General features: G+C 64.0%; 13 protein-coding genes. 7 read left to right on the forward strand and 6 right to left on the reverse strand.

The annotated features are described in order from the left end of the window. From G557_RS0107415 to G557_RS13445, 7 genes are all read left to right on the forward strand, one after another. Positions 1-1,364: ParA family protein (locus tag G557_RS0107415; RefSeq protein WP_211220534.1), on the forward strand; the 1,364-nt coding region annotated here is incomplete at its 5' end. A gap of 308 nt (positions 1,365-1,672) precedes the next feature. Next, positions 1,673-2,302, forward strand: coding sequence for a hypothetical protein (locus tag G557_RS0107420; protein WP_156877132.1), 630 nt, complete (start codon positions 1,673-1,675; stop codon positions 2,300-2,302). Further along, complete coding sequence (locus tag G557_RS14230) at positions 2,299-2,676, forward strand: hypothetical protein (protein ID WP_156877133.1); 378 nt, start codon at positions 2,299-2,301, stop codon at positions 2,674-2,676. The genes G557_RS0107420 and G557_RS14230 overlap by 4 nt, the downstream gene beginning before the upstream one ends. After that, positions 2,673-3,461, forward strand: coding sequence for a hypothetical protein (locus tag G557_RS0107425; RefSeq protein ID WP_028245547.1), 789 nt, complete (start codon positions 2,673-2,675; stop codon positions 3,459-3,461). Before G557_RS14230 ends, G557_RS0107425 begins: the two co-directional genes overlap by 4 nt. Before the next feature lie 40 nt (positions 3,462-3,501). Continuing rightward, positions 3,502-5,703, forward strand: a complete 2,202-nt coding sequence (locus tag G557_RS0107430) for an ATP-dependent DNA helicase (RefSeq protein ID WP_028245548.1) — start codon at positions 3,502-3,504, stop codon at positions 5,701-5,703. Next, positions 5,693-6,232, forward strand: a complete 540-nt coding sequence (gene lepB / locus G557_RS12340; RefSeq protein WP_245542784.1) for a signal peptidase I — start codon at positions 5,693-5,695, stop codon at positions 6,230-6,232. Before G557_RS0107430 ends, lepB begins: the two co-directional genes overlap by 11 nt. An 8-nt stretch (positions 6,233-6,240) precedes the next feature. Next, the gene (locus G557_RS13445; RefSeq protein ID WP_051224841.1) at positions 6,241-10,395 is read left to right on the forward strand and encodes a DNA polymerase III subunit alpha; all 4,155 of its coding nucleotides are present in this window, start codon (positions 6,241-6,243) and stop codon (positions 10,393-10,395) included. 84 nt (positions 10,396-10,479) lie between these two features. Here the strand turns inward: G557_RS13445 and G557_RS0107450 are convergent, their stop codons facing one another. From G557_RS0107450 to G557_RS0107475, 6 genes are read right to left on the reverse strand one after another with little or no spacing between them, the layout of a single operon-like run. Beyond that, positions 10,480-11,898: a DEAD/DEAH box helicase family protein gene (locus G557_RS0107450; RefSeq protein WP_028245549.1), complete on the reverse strand. Its 1,419-nt coding sequence runs from the start codon at positions 11,896-11,898 to the stop codon at positions 10,480-10,482. A gap of 8 nt (positions 11,899-11,906) precedes the next feature. Continuing rightward, positions 11,907-13,220 carry a helicase associated domain-containing protein gene (locus G557_RS0107455; RefSeq protein ID WP_028245550.1) on the reverse strand — a complete coding sequence of 438 codons (1,314 nt, stop codon included), beginning with the start codon at positions 13,218-13,220 and terminating at the stop codon, positions 11,907-11,909. Positions 13,221-13,229: 9 nt separating this feature from the next. Next, a complete protein-coding gene (locus G557_RS0107460) occupies positions 13,230-14,120 on the reverse strand; it encodes a helicase associated domain-containing protein (protein WP_028245551.1) in 891 nt (296 codons plus the stop codon). Further along, a complete protein-coding gene (locus tag G557_RS0107465) occupies positions 14,117-15,541 on the reverse strand; it encodes a helicase associated domain-containing protein (RefSeq protein ID WP_028245552.1) in 1,425 nt (474 codons plus the stop codon). The genes G557_RS0107460 and G557_RS0107465 overlap by 4 nt, the downstream gene beginning before the upstream one ends. A 44-nt stretch (positions 15,542-15,585) precedes the next feature. After that, on the reverse strand, positions 15,586-15,894 hold the full coding sequence (locus G557_RS0107470; protein WP_028245553.1) for a hypothetical protein: 309 nt from the start codon (positions 15,892-15,894) through the stop codon (positions 15,586-15,588). Then, positions 15,894-16,748, reverse strand: coding sequence for a hypothetical protein (locus G557_RS0107475; protein ID WP_028245554.1), 855 nt, complete (start codon positions 16,746-16,748; stop codon positions 15,894-15,896). The genes G557_RS0107470 and G557_RS0107475 overlap by 1 nt, the downstream gene beginning before the upstream one ends. Positions 16,749-16,757 lie beyond the last annotated feature (9 nt).

Consider the following 16,757-nt stretch of genomic DNA (forward strand, 5'->3'; position numbering starts at 1 on the left):
CTCCGCAGGTACCAGCTGCACCGGCCGACGACTTCGGTACCTTCGGCATCCCCCAGCCGGAACCAGCGGACACAGCAGTACCAAGTGCGGGCGGTTCACCCGTCGCGCACCCCACGCCGGAGACTGAGCCACCTGCAGCGCAGGCAGAGCGCACGAGGCATTTTGCAGCGCCACAGCACCGACGTGTGCGCTCGCACGCAGCTGAAAGCGCCCAGCCTCCGACCGTTTCACCGGCAGTGGAGGACTCCGCAGCGCCCGAAACCGCTGAGCCAGCTCCGCCGGTGGCTCCGGAGCTGCTGATACCCGCCGTGCCGCTAGTCGTCGGCGACACGATCGCTCCGCTGCCCAAAACCGACGAGCAGCTGGCTGAAGAGGAACGCCAATCCCGCCAGACCATGCTCGACGACCTCGCAGCTCGTCCGACACTTGTCGCTCCCGAGGTGGGGCATATCGCGCCCAGAGCCCAGCTACCTGTGTACGCCGAGTCCGACACACCTGTAGTGTTCACCATGGCGGGTAAGGGTGGAGTGACCAAGACAACCACCGCACTCGCCGTCGCCCACCGTGCGGCAACCTTGTACGGCAAACGCGTCACCCTCATCGACATGAACCGCGGTCAGGGCTCCATCTGTCAGATGCTCCGCATGGACACCGAGCGGGCAAACACTGACGAGGGGCTTCCGACCATCTACGACATGGCCGTGACCAAACGCCCGGAGACATCCCTGATCCTGCCCGAGCGCTCCAGCCACTTCCGGCCAGCTGACCTTGAGCCGATCCCGTTCGCGCTTATGCTTGCTCCGACTGACCTACTCAATGACCCGCTGCTCATCGACGATCAGGTCTACCGAACCGCCATTGAATATGCCAGAACCGTCTCGGATCTGGTCGTCGTGGACACGCAGATCGCCGAGTCTGCGGATATCTCGGGGCTGATCGATAACGTCATGGCGCCGTTTCTGCGTGAGCGCGGAGCTTGGGTCGTCGGCCTGTTCGACAACAACCGCGAAGCACGCGACAACCTCTTCGCCCGCTTGCGTGACTCGTTTGACGGAGCCCCGAGCGGGCGGGTACTGATCAGCGTTGCGCTGATCAGAGACCCCTCGGAGATCGGACAGGGCATCCTGGCTGATGTCGAACAGCACTTCTCCGGCATGGGGCAATACCTCGGACCCATGATGTTCGCACCAGAGCTCCGGGATCACTTGAACGCCGGCGTGCTCGACTCGGCGAATCCGGCAATCGCTCCAGTGATTGACAAGATCGTCACCCGTACTTTGGGGGTTCAGAGCAAGGGTGTGGGAGCAGAGCTACCTCAGACTCGGCGGGGCCGCCGCCGCCGCCTGTTTGGAGGTCGCCGATGAGGCCGCCTGTGGCTCCTCCGACGGCAGAGACTGTCGTCACCCGCCTCGAGGCGATATTGCACGCCCGGGCGGCCGCGGCGGCTCTGGAAACAGATCTGCCGAATGATTCTGGACACGTCGTGCTCTTGCCTGGGTTTGCCATGGCTGCCCCAGCACTGAACGTCGGGAACAAGGCCCTGACAAAGACTGCCCTACATCACCGTCTGCGCTGGTCTGCACCTCTCGTAGTGCTGGTTGACGAAGCCCAGCCAGAGCCGGTTCTGGGGTGGGAGACCAGCTCCCTCGGACACACCCTGAGGGGGGAGTATGTGGCTCGCCGACGCCATGGGGAGCGCTACCGGTCTGCAGATCAGCTCCGACGCATTCTCCAGCGTACCGTCGGCCGAGGAACTCGCGAGCGGGTCAGTTTGGTGCACGCGTTCGAACCGTTCGTGCGCACCAGTGTCGAGAAGGCGAATTTCTCTCTGTCGCAGGATATGGGCGTCCTCCAGCAGGAACAGCTGAACAACCACTGTGACAACCTGCTCGATGACGAGGCAGTCGACAACATCGTGACCAACCTCGTCTACGGCGACAACGACAGCGCCTCCGAGGTCGACAAACTGGTCACCCAGAGCCTCGAACCAGGGGGGCTCGATCGCTGCGATATCGACAGGCTCTTCCGTTACGGTGTCTGGTCCCGCTCTCGGGCAGCTGTACAGCGCGCTATCGGCGATCCACATATCGGACCGAAGATCCGCAAGCTCGCCCGAAGTATGGGGCCAGATACGAGCTTGGGAGAGCTGCTCGACGAATACCGGCGCCTCTACCCGCGTGAGCATCTGTCATGGGAGCGTGCGCACAAAGCGTTGGTACCCCCGCTGGCTCAGGTCGCCACTTTCGCCGCCGATACCTCCGAAATGGACCGCCGCACCGCCGCAGACTCGGAGGAGCTATGAGTACGCCGCTGGCCAGCGGGCGTCCGGCACTGGCGCGGGCCCGGCGCGTCCGAGCTGAACACCTGCTCGCAGTGGATGAGGGGCTGCTGAGCATCGACGACGTCATTCGAGCAGCCATGGTGGAAACTGGCCGGCCGCTGCGCCGGATCACACTACGACAGCTCCTGCTGGCACAAAGGGGTGTCGGACAATCCGTCGCGAGTGATGTACTCGACCGGTTGGGGAAACTTGTCAGTGGCGTTCCAGCACGGCCGAATATCGGCTGGCTGCTCGACGGCAGAGCGGGTGGTACACGCCTGCTCTGCTTCCTCGACGCAAGATTTACCGGCTCTGCCGGACCACACGCAGGATGGCCGTACCAGGGGAGACGATGAGATCAGACGACGCAAACCCGAGCGCACAGCTCTGGTTGGAGGGACGAATCACCCGAGACGAGTTCATTGCAGCAGTGCGCGATCCGGTGCGCATCTGGGTTCGCCGCGCAGGCGAACGCAATAGTCTGCCACCCGGGGAGTTCGAGGATGCAATCGCTTCGGTGCAGATTGCTGTGGTGCGTCTGATCATCCTGCATGATGAGAATGCTCAGTTACGTGATTCGGTCACCAATTGGTCTGCGTTGCTGCGGCAGGTCGCCACACGAGAGACTTACCGCTACTGCGCTGCTTGGCGCCGTCATGGGGTTACGGGGCTTTCATCAACAGTCAAACGATCGGCCCGCATCACCAAAACTCGGAGGGAGCTGACTGCCAAAAACGGATATGAGCCCACTGATGAGCAGGTGCTTGCGCACATCAACGCCACGGTCGAACGCACAGTAGCCAATCCGACGAAGGCCGGTGCCTTTGTGTCGGAAGCTGATCTGCACAGCCACACCGTCTCAACGGGGCAGGACATCACGATGGCGAACACGCCAATTGCCGACTCGGCCGAGCAGATCAGTGATGCCCGGCTGCTGGTCGAGCAGATTGTCAGTCGGTGTCGCGTGCATGATGCGCAGACCGCGCAGGTCGCCCTCGTCTGGTTGGAGGAGGTACCTCTGACCGGAGTGGTACACACCATCGCTGAAGTCCGAGCCCGAACCAGCCTCACCGCGGCACGGGTACGTGAGCACATCGGCGTCATCAAAGAGATCGCCGGAGACATCCTGACGCGCAAATAAGGTGTCCGCGCACAGTCCTCCCCAGACGAAAGGGTGGGACATGAGCGATTCACCGGCAGCGCAGTTCCTCGAGGAACTGGTCCATGACGCGATCGGTCAGGATATCGAACCCCGTTCCGGTCAGCTGGCCCTGACGCAGGACATCGAAGCCCACGCCGAATTAGCTGGCGAGGCTCCCACCGGTGTCGGCAAGTCGTTCGCCGCTTTGTCCAACGCGGCGACATGGGCAGCCTCCGGTGAACGGACACTCATCTCCACCGAGTCGCTGTCATTGCTGTCTCAGATCGTCGCCAAAGACGCCCCGGCCGCCCAGCAGACCGACCTTCGCCTGAATGAAGGCGAACGCAGCTTCGATCTCGCAGTGTTGAAGGGCTGGTCCAACTACGTCTGCCTCGCCCGTGCGATCACCGCCGCGCACGAAGCAGCAGGTGACCAGTTCGCCGGACACCCGGACCCATCCGACATCCCGTCACTGACCGAGAGCTTGCGTGCACTGCCGCCGACGACCACTGTCGAAGTGGATGGCACCGCCTACACTGCCGGTGAGATCACACCGCTGCTCCAGTGGGCTCTGGACGAGACCGTTGGGCATACCGGCGACCGTGCACAGTACCCGGGAGCCCTGCCTGAGAACCTCTTCCGTCAAGTGTCCATCGACTCTGATGAATGCAGCCGAGACAAATGCCCGCTCTGGGACCTGTGCTACGCCCGCAAGGCTCGCGAGCAGGTCGAACAGGCCGACGTCATTGTCACCAATCATTCTGTGCTCGCCGTGCAGGCCGCACAGGCCGTTCCGGTCGTACTCGGCAACTCCAAGATCCGACAGATCCACCACGTCATCGTGGACGAGGCGCACGCGCTTCCCGGGATCGTCCGAAATCAGGGGCAGCAGGAGGTGTCGTCGCGCCGGGTGAGGTCACTGATGCGCAGCGCCAAGCGACTGCTCGCCGTCGGCAGCGGCAAACGAGTCGACGACTGGTTCACTGCCGGAGCCGCTCTCTCCAAGGCGCTCGATTCCACCATCACCGGAATCCTTCGCACTAACCGGGAAGATGGCCGCCTCGGCGTGAACGACCGCCCATTTACCGATGACTTCCGCGAACGAGCGGAGGCGTGGGCTGGACAGCTAATCGAGCTGATCACGCCACTGGAGAAGATCGCCCAAGCCGGTCATGATCTCAAAGGCGTGCAGTCCGGAAAACACATCCACTCCGCAGTGACCCGGTTCCTGCAGGCCATCGCTCAGGTCGCCGAGCACACCCCCGGTGTGGCCCGCTGGGTGGAACTGTCACAGCAGCGTGACGGCTCAGAGCTGCCGGTGCTGCAGTCAGCTCCGGTGAACGTCGGCGCACTGATCCGCGCCAACCTCTGGGAGGCGGAGGGCGGACCCGAGGACGAGCCGATCCACCCGGTGGACTCGGTCGCGGTGATCAGCGGCACCCTCCCGCAGAACATCGGTTCTCAGTTGGGGCTGGACGCCGACTGGCGCGACTATGCATCTCCGTTCGACGACGCCTATGAAAACAGCTTGCTGTACGTGCCGAAGTTCAGCGCCGACCGGGCTGAACAGATCGCTGAGAAGAGTCGCTACGGGAAGTGGAAGTTCTCCACCACCAAGCATCGCGACACCGCTCTCGCTGATGCAGTGCGTCTGGTCGGTGCCTGCAGCGGTGGAGCGCTCGTGCTCTCTGCGAACTCATCGAACGGTCGAGAGTACGCACGTGCGCTCAGGAGCGCGTTCCCCGATCGAACGATCCTCGACCAGTGGTCAGGCGTGGGTGTGCAGGAGCTGGTTCGACAATGGCGTGAGGACGTCTCCGCCGTGCTGGTCGGCACGAAATCAATGATGACCGGGGTCGACGGACAGGGGCGCACCTGCGAACTCGTGATCATCGATCGCCCAGCCCGGGCGGCACGCAACCCTGTTGACGAAGCCAGACTGCAGCTGATCTCCGATCAGACCGGCGACCGATGGGGAGCTGACCGTGAGGTGTACGTCGGCGATGCGGCCATTCTGCTCGAGCAGGCGCTTGGCCGACTCATTCGATCCGCCAGCGATGTGGGTGTGGCGGCCGTGCTGGACTGCCGGCTCACAAAGACGTCTGTGGTCAGCTATCCGACGCTCACCCGGGAGAAGTACATGCATGCAGCGCGACGCTTCACTCAGAAGACTACCAACATCGAACGGGCAATCGAACGCCTGCATGCACTCGGCGAAACGGTGGCCGACCGTGCGGCGTAAGCATCTGATTCTCGCGCTCGTGCTCGCCGCTTCCTTTGGGGGCGGGGTGCTCGTGCGCCTATTCGTCGGCAGCATCTGGCTGGTGCCGTCGTCGTCCATGTCGCCGACGCTGGAGACAGGTCAGCTGATCCTCACCCTGCGCCCCGGTTCCGGAATCGGCTCGCTGGAGCGCGGCGATGTCGTCGTCTTTGACGACCCGGGCGGCTGGTTGACCGACGACGTCAACAATCACAGCGGCGCACTGGTCAAGCGTGTCATCGGGCTACCGGGTGACACCGTCAGCTGCGCGACCGGAGCCGACCAGATGAGCGTCAATGGCGAATACATAGACGAAACCGCGTATCTGGGCGACACCGCAGCTTGCACCCTGAGCTTCGAGGTCACTGTCCCAGACGGCTCTGTCTGGGTGATGGGGGACAACCGGAGCAACTCCGCGGACTCGCGCTACCACCAAGACCTCCCCTCTGACGGATTCGTGGACGCGAGGCTGATCAACGGCCGGGTCGTCTGGCCAAACATCCGCGCATAGGCATTCATATGTTCACCCACCTGCACGTGCATACCGAGTATTCGCCTTTGGATGGCGCCAGCCATCTCGGCGACCTTGTCGCGCGGGCGCGCGCCGATGGGCAGACGGCTCTGGCGATCACGGATCATGGCAATGTCAGTGGTGCGTGGGCGTTCCAGCATGAGTGTGAGGCGGCGGGGATCACTCCGATTCAGGGGTGTGAGGTGTATGTCGCGGTGGGTTCGCGTTTCGAGCGGGAGGCCATCGTGGTGGCCAGCGCCGATGACAGTGCGGACTGGGATGAGGAGAGCGAGCGCAGCAAGACCAAGCGCTATCATCACCTGACTCTGCTCGCGATCAACCGTCGTGGGTGGAAGAACCTGAACGCCATGTTGATGGATGCGGAGTCTCATGTCTGGTCGCATCCGCGAATCGATATGGACCTGCTGGCCGAACATGCTGAAGGCATCATCGTGCTCACTGGATGCTTGGGCGGGCCGGTGCTTGGCAGTGTGGCTCAGGCGACCGCCTCAGCGGCTCAGGCTGCCGAGGCCGAGCAGGCCTGCGCCGACGTGGACGGGGAATTCCTCCGGGGCGCCCAGGTGCTGACCTCGGTCAGGGAGGATGTGTTTGCAGCGTGGGATGCGGCGGCGGCTGCGCTGGATCCTGCTGAGCGCAAACGCTTGATGTCCCCAGCACAGCTGACTTCGCCTGAGCAGGTGCCGGAAGCGATGCGCGGTGTCGCTGTCAATGTGCTCGATTGGTATGCCGAGCGTGCCCGGTTGGATCGCACCGCACCGCATCCTTTCGTGGACACGTTCGCTGCCGGTCGAGTCCATCGTCGTGCGGCTGAGCAGTGGGACGCTTACGCGCGTGAGAGTCTGGATGCGATCATTGCGGCGGTCGGGCGAGACAACGTGTACGTGGAGATCATGGAGCACGGCATTGCTGAGGAGAGCGTTGCTGTCGCCCGGGTGGCCGAGCTCGCTGCGGAGTATGGTCTGCCGCTGGTGGCGACCAATGACTCGCATTACACCGATGCTGCCGATGCGCACACGCATGAGGCGATTCTCGCCATGCAGTCGAAGAAGACTCTTGATGACCCGAAACGCTTCCAATTCCACGGCGAGGGGTACCACCTGCGCACCGAGGCCGAGATGCGCAGCCTTCGCCCGGAGCCGTGGTGGCAGCAGGCCTGCGATAACACGAACGAGGTCGCGGCACGTATTCGTCCACGTGTGCTGCCACCGGTGCGGATGCGCCTGCCCGCCTACCCGGTTCCGGACGGTTTCGACTCGGAGATCGACTACCTGACACATCTGGTGTACGAGGGAGCCCGACGCATCTACGGCGATCAGCTGCCGGGGGCAGTGGTCGAGCGCATCGAGCATGAGCTGTCTGTGATCGGGCAGATGGGGTTCCCCGCGTACTTTCTGATCGTTCGCGAGATGATCCAGTGGGCCAAAGATCACCGCATCATTGTCGGGCCGGGCCGTGGCTCGGCTGCCGGAGCAATGGTCTCCTACTGCCTGGGGATCGTGACCATCGACCCGTTGCGTCACAACCTCTTGTTCGAGCGGTTCCTGGAACCGGGGCGCAAGGGCATGCCCGACATTGACACCGACTTCGAGAAAGCCCGCTTTGACGAGGTCTACGACTGGGCTCAGCAGCGTTACGGGCTCGACTCGGTCGCCCGTATCGGGACGTTCGCGATCGCCACCACCAAACGTGCGATCAAAGACAGCGCCCGCGTGATGCATGAGAACGGGCTGGGCGACCGACTCTCGAAGGCGGTGCCGACAGTGGAGGGCAAACCGTACTCGTTCGCCCGCCTCGAAGACACCACCGACCATCGCGGAGACAAGTTCCGCACCGAGGTCGCCAAGGCGGGGCAGCGCGGTACGGCTATCGTCGATCTGGCGAAAGAGTACGCGGACACCATCGCCGGTGTGGGTGTGCACGCCTGTGGGGTGATCATCTCAGCGAAACCGTTGGTCGGTTCGGTGCCGCTGCGTCTGGATGCCAAAGAGTTCAAGAACGGACGCCGGGTGCTGGTCACCCAGTGGACGGGGCCCGAGCTCGAAGACCTCGGTCTGCTGAAGATGGATATGCTGCGCATCCGCAACCTCGACGTCATCTCGAAGGCAATCGAGTATGTGGAGACCACCCGTGACGAGGTCATCGACTACTACCACCTGCCAGACCCGGACACGCGAGACGATCCGAAGGTGGCGCGGGCGTGGCAGCTGCTGCGCGAGGGCAGAACCGCCGGGATCTTCCAGATGGACTCCGACGGAATGCGTCGCCTCGCGCAGGCTGTGCAGCCGACCGAGCACAACGACCTGACCGCGATCCTCGCCCTGTACCGGCCCGGCCCGATGGGTGCCGGCATGCACGACACGTACGCGCGTCGCAAATCTGGTGAGGAACCGGTCGACTACACCTACCTGACCGACGATCCCGAAGAAGCCCGCTGGATCGACAGTGTCCTGGGCACCACCTACGGCGTGTTCGTCTACCAAGAGGACCTGATGCGACTGGGCACCGTCGTCGCCGGCTTCGACGCCGCCATGCGCTCCAAACTGCGCAAAGCCGTCGGCAAGAAGAAGAAAGCCCTGCTCGACGAAGTGTTCACCGCCCTGCGCGAGGGAGCCGCCAAAGAGTTCCGCGACGACAACGGCGACGTGTACTCGCCGAAGTTCCAAGCATCCACGGTCGAACACCTGATCGACGCCATGCAGGGGGCCGCCGCGTACCTGTTCAACAAATCCCATGCCGCAGCGTACGCGCAGGTGACGTTCAACACAGCCTACCTGAAAGCCAACTGGCCAGCCGAGTACGGTGCCGCGATCCTCGCCTGCACCGACGACGACGACAAACGCCTGACCGCCATCCGCTCACTGCAGGAAGAGGGCATCGAGATCCTGCCAGCGGACGTGAACCTCTCCGGGGCTGAGACCGCACCGGTCGGGGAGACCTCCATCCGGTTCGGACTCACCGAGATCAAAGGCGTCGGCTCCGCAGGCGCCCTGCTCGCCGAGCACCGCCCCCAGGGTGGGTGGACGAGTCTGGCGCACATCGTCTCCGTTCTGGGCTCCAAAGTGAACGTCGGTGTGCTGGAGGCACTCATCGAAGCTGGAGCCCTCGACCAGCTCGGCCCGCGTCTTGGGCACCTCACCATCGTGCGCGCACTGTCCGTCGGCGATGACATCCCCGTCCCAGACATAGACTTCGACCTGCTCGAAGCGAGCATCCGGCAGCGCCGCACACTCGGTGTCGCCCTCGGCACCAGCCCGCTGTACCACCACCGCCGACAGATCAAACAGTGGTCAGTACCCGGCATCGAAGACTCCCGAGGCGCACAGCTGGGCACCCGGCCCATGCCGCTGCACCGCATCCCCGACGCCCAAGGCGCTCGAGTGCTGGTGGCAGCCGTACTCGCTCAAGCCAGCGAGCGCGCCTACTCCAAAGGGCAGATGCTCCAAGTCACCCTCGAAGGTTCCCACAGCACCATGCGCGCCACGATGTGGGCTGAGGACCTCGCCCGTCAGCACGCCAGCGACGGCGTCCCGCCAGCTGGTTCCATCGTCGCCGTCTCCGGCCGTGTCCGTGTCCGTGAAGTCGAAGTCACCGACGAGACCGGGGAAGTCACCTCGGTCGAGCTGGTCAAAGAGCTGACCATCCAGCACATGTGGCGCATCAACGTCCACGACGACGACCGACCAGCCGAACCCCGCCTGAGCGTCGACGACTTCGCACACGCCTTCGCCCTGATGAACCACTACAGGCTCGACCGATACCGCGACCTGCCAGCCGAACTGCGAGCACAGCAACCCGAGCAGACCCAACGGATGCTCGAACCCCTGCGCAAACGCCCCGTCATCACCGCCGTCGTCTGCCCGGAATGCGGCCGCCACCGCTACCTGACCGGCACCGCACCAACACGCTGCACCATGACCATCGGCTGCACCGGACGACCGGAGAAAGCTTCGGCGAGCACCCGTCTGGCGCCGTCGGAGATCGTTCCGGCAAAGCCTGAGGGTGCCGCGGACGCAGAAGATCCCACCGACCGAGCAGACGTTCCCAATACGGGCGTCGTTGAGTCGGCCCCGACGAAGCCGGTACACGCGGTGCCGTCGGAACGCAGAAGTGGAGGAATCCGAGGGCTCAGCAGAAAAGGATAGGTCTGCTCCTTGACAGACCGCACCCGAAAGGAACGCCTCTAAGGGAAGCGCTTCTTTCGGGTGTGTTGCTTAGGAGCGGGCTGTTCAGGCTGCCAAGCCGTGGGAATGCCGGGCTTCCAGTCCCAGCAGGAATGCGTGGATCTCCTCGCTGGTGTGCAGCGGGTTCTTCTCTGGGGTGACGTCTTTGAGCACGACCCGCTCCCGCAGGACGGCCAGCAGGTCATCGGGAGCCCCGGAGATATCCACCACCGGACCGTCCGTGCCGTCAGAGCCGCCATCACTGCCTTCGCCGCCTTCACCAGTGAGCGCGTCGGTGAGAGCCTGGGTGAGGCGTCCGTCCATTTGCTGCATGGTCTCCAGCGTCTTCATGATCTCCGACCATGGGTCCTCGTCGGACTCGGGGAGACTGAACACGGGCAGCACCACGATGCCGCGGCGCCCATCGGACTTTCTGCGCAGCACACGACCGATCGACTGGGTGACGTCGACAATGCCGCGACGGGGCTCGGCGAACACGACCGCGTCTAGGTCTGGGACGTCCACGCCCTCGTTCAGACAGCGGACGTTGGCGATGGTTCCGCCGTGCTCGCGGAACGCCGCCATGATCGGGTCACGGCGAGCTGCCGGCATGTCACCTGTGATCACCTCGACCCCGTTGGCCCGGGCGATCTCGCGTGCATGAGCGACCCGGTTCGCGTACACGAGTGTGCGTGCGACGGCGGCATCTTTCCCGAGCCGTTCCAGCACCACTTTGGTCAGCGCCGCCCGCTGCCTCCAGCGGTCAGGGGCGATGCCGGCGGGGATGTCGCCACGCATGTCCAGAATCACCAGCCGGTAGTCGGCGATGATGCCCAGCGCGATCGCCTGGCCGAACGTGAGTTCGTAGGCCACATGGCCGAAGAGGTCGGGGTTGTCCAGACCTGTCGTCGACCCCACACGCGGGGTGGCGGTCTGAAACAGGCGCGCACGTGCGCAGATGGTCTTGCACACCTGCCTGCGGATCGTGCTGCGCCCACGTCCGGCCAGCCAGTGCGCCTCGTCGGCGACGATCAGATCGAACCCCGCCGTCGGAGCCGCAGCCTCAGCCACCAGATGCACGGACTGATACGTCGCAAAGATATACCCGCACCCCTCGATCCATTCGCGGATGCCGTCGATCTCATGCAGCACCGGGGCGCTCAGGCTCGACTCGTCCACCTGCAGCACGTCATCGTCCGGACGAGCCCCCACGGTGTCGTCGGAACATACGATGGCCGCCTTGATTCCGGGGTGGAGGTGCTGCCACGCCTTGATCGTCTGATCGAGCAGGGCGAGGTTCGGCACCAGCACCAGAGCCCGGCCACCGATCGCGCCACGCCCGCGCCGAGCCGCCAGCGCAATGGCCACGATGGTCTTCCCCGTCCCACACGCAGACACATGCAGTGCCCGACCATCACGGGAGAGGTTCGCATCAATCGCGTCGACAGCGGCCTGTTGATCATCACGAAGAATAAGAGTGCTCATGAGAATACCTATGCGCGGACATCCCAACCAGGCAGCTGTTGATCCAGCAGGGCTCGGCGCTCGGGGGAGAGCTTGCCTCGTCTGGCGGATTTACGCTGCTCATTCAGCCACATTCCCTCCGGTTCCGACTGCTTCGGGAAACGTCCGTGCTCGGCACGGAAGACAGCGACATTGGCGAGGTGGTTCTCGAATGGGTGGCGCTGCGGCGCATTGGTGTCGTTCCAGCCGGGCAGCTGCTGATCGAGAAGAGATCGCCGCTCAGGTGGGAGGGAGCCTTTCCTGGCCGCTCGGCGCTGATGTTGCAGCCACTGCCCCTCCGGCTCGCGGTTCTTCGGCAGCCGTCCATGCTCGGTGCGAAAGGCAACGACGTTGTCGAGGTGATCCTCTAAAGGATGGATCTGCGGCGCATTGGTCTCGCCCCAGTCCGGTAACTCTGCGTCCAATAGAGCTCGGCGCTCGAGGGAGAGGGTGCCTCGTCTGGCGGCTTGGCGCTGCTTGTGCAGCCACTTCCCCTCCGGTTCCGACCGCTTCGGGAAGCGACCGTGTTCAACATAGAAGGCAGCGATATTGGCGAGGTGATCCTCGAAGGGGCGAACCTGCGGCGCATCGGTCTTATCCCAGCCGGGCAGCTCTGCATCCAATAAAGCTCGACGATCGGGTGATAGGGTGCCCTGTTTGGCCGCATAACGCTGTCCGCGCAGCCATTCCCCCTCTGGCTCGCATTTCTTCGGCAGCCGTCCGTGCTCGGTGCGAAAGGTAACGACGTTGGCGAGATGGTCTCTAAAAGGGAGGTCCCTGGATCTACCTGGGACATCCCAGCCGGGCAGCTGCTGATCCAGCATGGCGCGACGTTCGGGCAAGAGATTGCTCAGATAGGCCTCACGGCGCTGCTTGTGCAGCCACTTCCCCTCCGGCTCTGACTGCTTCGGGAACCGCCCGTACTCTATAAGGAAGGAGACGACGTTGGCGAGGTGATCCTCGAAGGGGCGAACCTGCGGCGCATCGGTCTTATCCCAGCCGGGCAGCTGGCGATCCAATAGAGCTCGGCGCTCGGGGGAGAGATCGCCTCGCCCGGCGGCTTGGCGCCGCTTGTGCAGCCACCTCCCCTCCGGCTCTGACTGCTTCGGGAACCGCCCGTGCTCGGCTCGGAATTCCGACACATCCAGCACATGCCGCAACCATACATCACCGAGCGGGTGCTCTGCCCTCCAACCGGGGAGAAGCCGATCCGCCAGCTGCACATCGGCGTGGTCGGCAGTGCCCGCTCTGACCTGCTCGCGCAGGGCGAGGGTGTACCGCTCAGTCTCGGAAATCGCGCTCATACGGTGGGACTATGCGGATACATCCCAGCAGGGCAACTCTGCATCCAATAGAGCTCGACGCTCGGGGGAGAGGGTGCCGTGTTTCGCTGCGTGGCGCTGCTTCTGCAGCCATACCCCTTCCGGCTCCGATTTCTTCGGAAACCGCCCGTGCTCGGCGTGGAAGGCAACGACAGCGGCGAGGCGATCTTCGAATGGGCGATTTTGGATCAAGTCCCAGCCCGGCAGCTGCTGGTCAAGTAGGGATCGGCGCTCGAGGGAGAGCTTGCCCTTCTTGGCTGCTTGGCGCTGGTTGTTCAGCCACATTCCCCCAGGCTCGGTCTGTTTCGGCAGGCGCCCGTGCTCGGCACGGAAGGCGACGACGGCGACGAGGCGATCTTCAAAAGGACGGACCCGCGTTGAATCCCAGCCCGGCAGCTGCTGGTCGAGTAGGGCGCGACGCTCAGGGGAGAGGGTGCCTTTCCTGGCTGCCTGGCGTTGATCGACCAGCAGCTGACCCTCCGGCTCAGGCCTCGTCGGGAACCGACCGTGCTCGGTGTGGAGGGCAACGACGTTGGTGAGGTGATCACGCCACACATCGTCGAGCGCCACATTCCAGCCCGGCAGCTGCTGGTCCAACAGGGCGTGACGCTCAGGGGAGAGGGTGCCTTTTTTGGCCGCCTGGCGTTGTTTATTCAGCCACGCCCCCTCCAGCTCCGACCGAGTCGGGAACCGTCCATGCTCGATGTGAAACTCCGACACATCCAGCAGATGCCGCAGCCAGGTATCACCGAGCGGATACTCCGCCCTCCAGCCAGGCAGAAGCCGATCCGCCAGCTGCACATCAGTGTGGTCGGCGGTGCCCGCTCTGACCTGCTCGCGCAGGGCGAGGGTATACCGCTCCGTCTCTGTGATCGCGCTCATGAACGTCCTTGTGAGCGGGCATCCCAGCCGGGCAGCTGCTGGTCCAGCAGAGCGCGGCGCTCGGGGGAGAGGGTGCCTTTTCTGGCGCGCTGACGCTGATCGACCAGCCACTGACCCGCCGGCTCCCGCCTCTTCGGCATGCGGCCGGACGTCTCGTGGAAGGCGACCGCTGTCTCCAACCGCGCCTGCCAGACCTGATCCCGCTTCGTGTCCCAACCCGGCACGAGCGCGTCGAGCTTCTGACGGCGTTCGTGACTGATCTTCCCCTTCTTGGCGGCTTCTCGCTGGTCCGCCAGCCATCGCCCCTCGGACTCACACTGTCTCGGCAGACGGCCGAGCTGTTCAACGGCTGCAGTGAGCCGCTCGAGATGGGCGTTCCAGCGGCTTTCGTGATCTCCGCCTCGTCCGTTGATGTCTCCGCGCCAGCCGGGCAGCCGTCGATCGAGCTCGGCTGCTCGCTCAGCGGAGATCTTGTGCGTGATTGCAGCTCGACGCTGGTTGGCCAGCCATGCTCCCTCTGCATCACGTGCGCGTGGGACTCGTCCATGCAGGTTGTAGAAGTCCGCTGCCCCGCTCAAATGCGCGTTCCAGAGCTCGTTCTGTGTCACATTCCATCCGGGGATGCGCGCGTCCAACAGGGCTCGTCGTTCAGGTGTGAGCCGTCCGGTAGCCAGCAAGCGGCGTTGGGTGTTCAGCCAGCGTGCGCCGGGCTCGCTGCTCTTGGGGCGCCGGCCGAGCTCGCGATAGGATGCGGCTGCGGCCTTGAGGTGTTCTTCGAATGTGTCCTGCCCAGCTCGCTCCCAGTCGGGCAGTTGTTCGTCCAACAGCGTCTGGCGTTCAGGTGCGAGCGTGCCGCGTGCCAGCGCCTGCCGCTGAGCGCTCAGCCAGTGACCCTCCGGCTCATCCTGATGGGGGAGCCGCCCCTGTGCACTGTGGAAGGCAGCGACCGCGGCGACGTGGTCGGAGAATGGTCGCTGTCGGGGCGTGTCCCAGCCGGGCAGGTGCCGGTCGAGTTGTTCACGGCGCTCCGGGGAGAGTTTCCCCCGCTTGGCGAGGTTGCGCTGGTTGTTGAGCCAGACCCCGGTCGGCCCGCTGAATTTCAGCGAGTCTCCCTGCTCTTTGCGAAGCGCTGCGGCCTGCTCCAACCGTGCGTTCCAGACATCCTCCAGGGTCTGATTCCAGTCGGGCAGGTGGCGATCCAGCTCGGCGCGTCGCTCGTCGGGCAGGCTGCCACGTCGAGCAGCCCTGCGCAGCGTGAGCATCCACTCGCCATTGGGCTCAGCTGAGGTGGGGAGACGGTCGTGTTCGCGGTGGAAGTCGACTGCCTCTGATAAACGATCGGCGAAAGACTTGCGGGCGGCGCGACGGCTGCTGCTGGTCGGGTTGGGTCTAACGGATTTGTTGCTGTGTTGTTCGTTCATGCAAAGGACTATGCGCGGACATCACATTTTTCGTGCAGGGGCTGTTATCCCCCCGCAGCGGTGCGCAGCTGCTCGGCAATGCGCACCATTTCCTGTACGGTTTTTGGGGAATTGCGCACCCAGGTCAGGGCCGCTGCACTGAACCAGCCTGACCCGTCCGGCGTGCGCCAACCCGTCAGCAGTGCAGTCTCGGATTCCCAGCGCCAATACGTGCCAGAAGCCGTCGTCCCCATGATGACCTCGCTCAGCGGCGGTGCATGGTCGAGCCGCAGCCGGGGGTCCAACACAGCGGTATGCAGGTCCAAAGCGATGGCTTCGAGCTGCGAGACGGTGGGGACAGGGCTGGACGACATCAGACGGTCGTGTACATCGGCGTGCCGCTGTAATCGGATTGCCACCCGGTGACCAACCACTGCCCGTCACGCTGAGTGACGCTCAACCGGTAGGTGCCCGATACAGCGCAGGCATTCTCTCCAACGCCGTCTTTGGCTTCGTCAGTAAGCAGCGGCAGCGCGGCTTCCTCTCCGACGCCGAGTTTTGCCTCAACGGACTGGAGAGCTGAAGCGTCATCGACACGGTAGTTCCCGCTGTAGGAGTAATCGAACTCGAGGTACGGACCCCCGTCATGGTCCACCTCAAGAGTTTTCACAGCAGTGATCTCCGCGTTCAGGCTGCTCCAATGTGTGTCCCCGTCACTGATCGGCACAGGCAGAAGCGGGTCATAGGTGTGGTTGATCAGCAGTGACGCAATGGAGTCGGATGCACTGATGTCCGCTTCGAACACCTGGTTTCGGTACATGCTTTCGATAATCGGAACGGCATTGGACGACCCGAAAGCGGGGGAGTCGACTACATCAGCGAAGACCTCCACCGCAAACGCCTGTGCTTGGGCCACATCCTCGGCGTCGAACCCAGCAGCCACCACAGATTCATCCCACAGCGATGAGGTGTCGGCCAGTAGGGGGCCGCCGTCCTTGACGATCAGCGGCGTGTACTCGCCGGCGTCATCCTGCGCCAGATCTGACCCGGCAGCGAAGGCGTCACTGACCAGGCTGATGCTCCGCTCCTGCACTGAACTGGAGGGGGTTTCGCTGGCAACGCTCGCGCCGGTGGTCACTGTGCACCCAGAGGCTCCCAGTGCGGCGAGGGCGACGAGGCTGACAACTCCAGTGAGACGGGTGGCGATTTTGCGGGTCTTGATGTCCATGTCAGACGA

This window comes from Pseudoclavibacter soli DSM 23366, assembly GCF_000423505.1.
GTDB classification, from domain to species: Bacteria; Actinomycetota; Actinomycetes; order Actinomycetales; family Microbacteriaceae; genus Pseudoclavibacter_A; species Pseudoclavibacter_A soli.

Coding starts and splice junctions, on each gene's coding strand:
- G557_RS14230 (WP_156877133.1), top strand. CDS start 2,299: ATGAGTACGCCGCTGGCCAGCGGGCGTCCGGCACTGGCGCGGGCCCGG.
- G557_RS0107425 (WP_028245547.1), top strand. CDS start 2,673: ATGAGATCAGACGACGCAAACCCGAGCGCACAGCTCTGGTTGGAGGGA.
- G557_RS0107430 (WP_028245548.1), top strand. CDS start 3,502: ATGAGCGATTCACCGGCAGCGCAGTTCCTCGAGGAACTGGTCCATGAC.
- G557_RS13445 (WP_051224841.1), top strand. CDS start 6,241: ATGTTCACCCACCTGCACGTGCATACCGAGTATTCGCCTTTGGATGGC.
- G557_RS0107450 (WP_028245549.1), bottom strand. CDS start 11,898: ATGAGCACTCTTATTCTTCGTGATGATCAACAGGCCGCTGTCGACGCG.
- G557_RS0107455 (WP_028245550.1), bottom strand. CDS start 13,220: ATGAGCGCGATTTCCGAGACTGAGCGGTACACCCTCGCCCTGCGCGAG.
- G557_RS0107460 (WP_028245551.1), bottom strand. CDS start 14,120: ATGAGCGCGATCACAGAGACGGAGCGGTATACCCTCGCCCTGCGCGAG.
- G557_RS0107465 (WP_028245552.1), bottom strand. CDS start 15,541: ATGAACGAACAACACAGCAACAAATCCGTTAGACCCAACCCGACCAGC.
- G557_RS0107470 (WP_028245553.1), bottom strand. CDS start 15,894: ATGTCGTCCAGCCCTGTCCCCACCGTCTCGCAGCTCGAAGCCATCGCT.
- G557_RS0107475 (WP_028245554.1), bottom strand. CDS start 16,748: ATGGACATCAAGACCCGCAAAATCGCCACCCGTCTCACTGGAGTTGTC.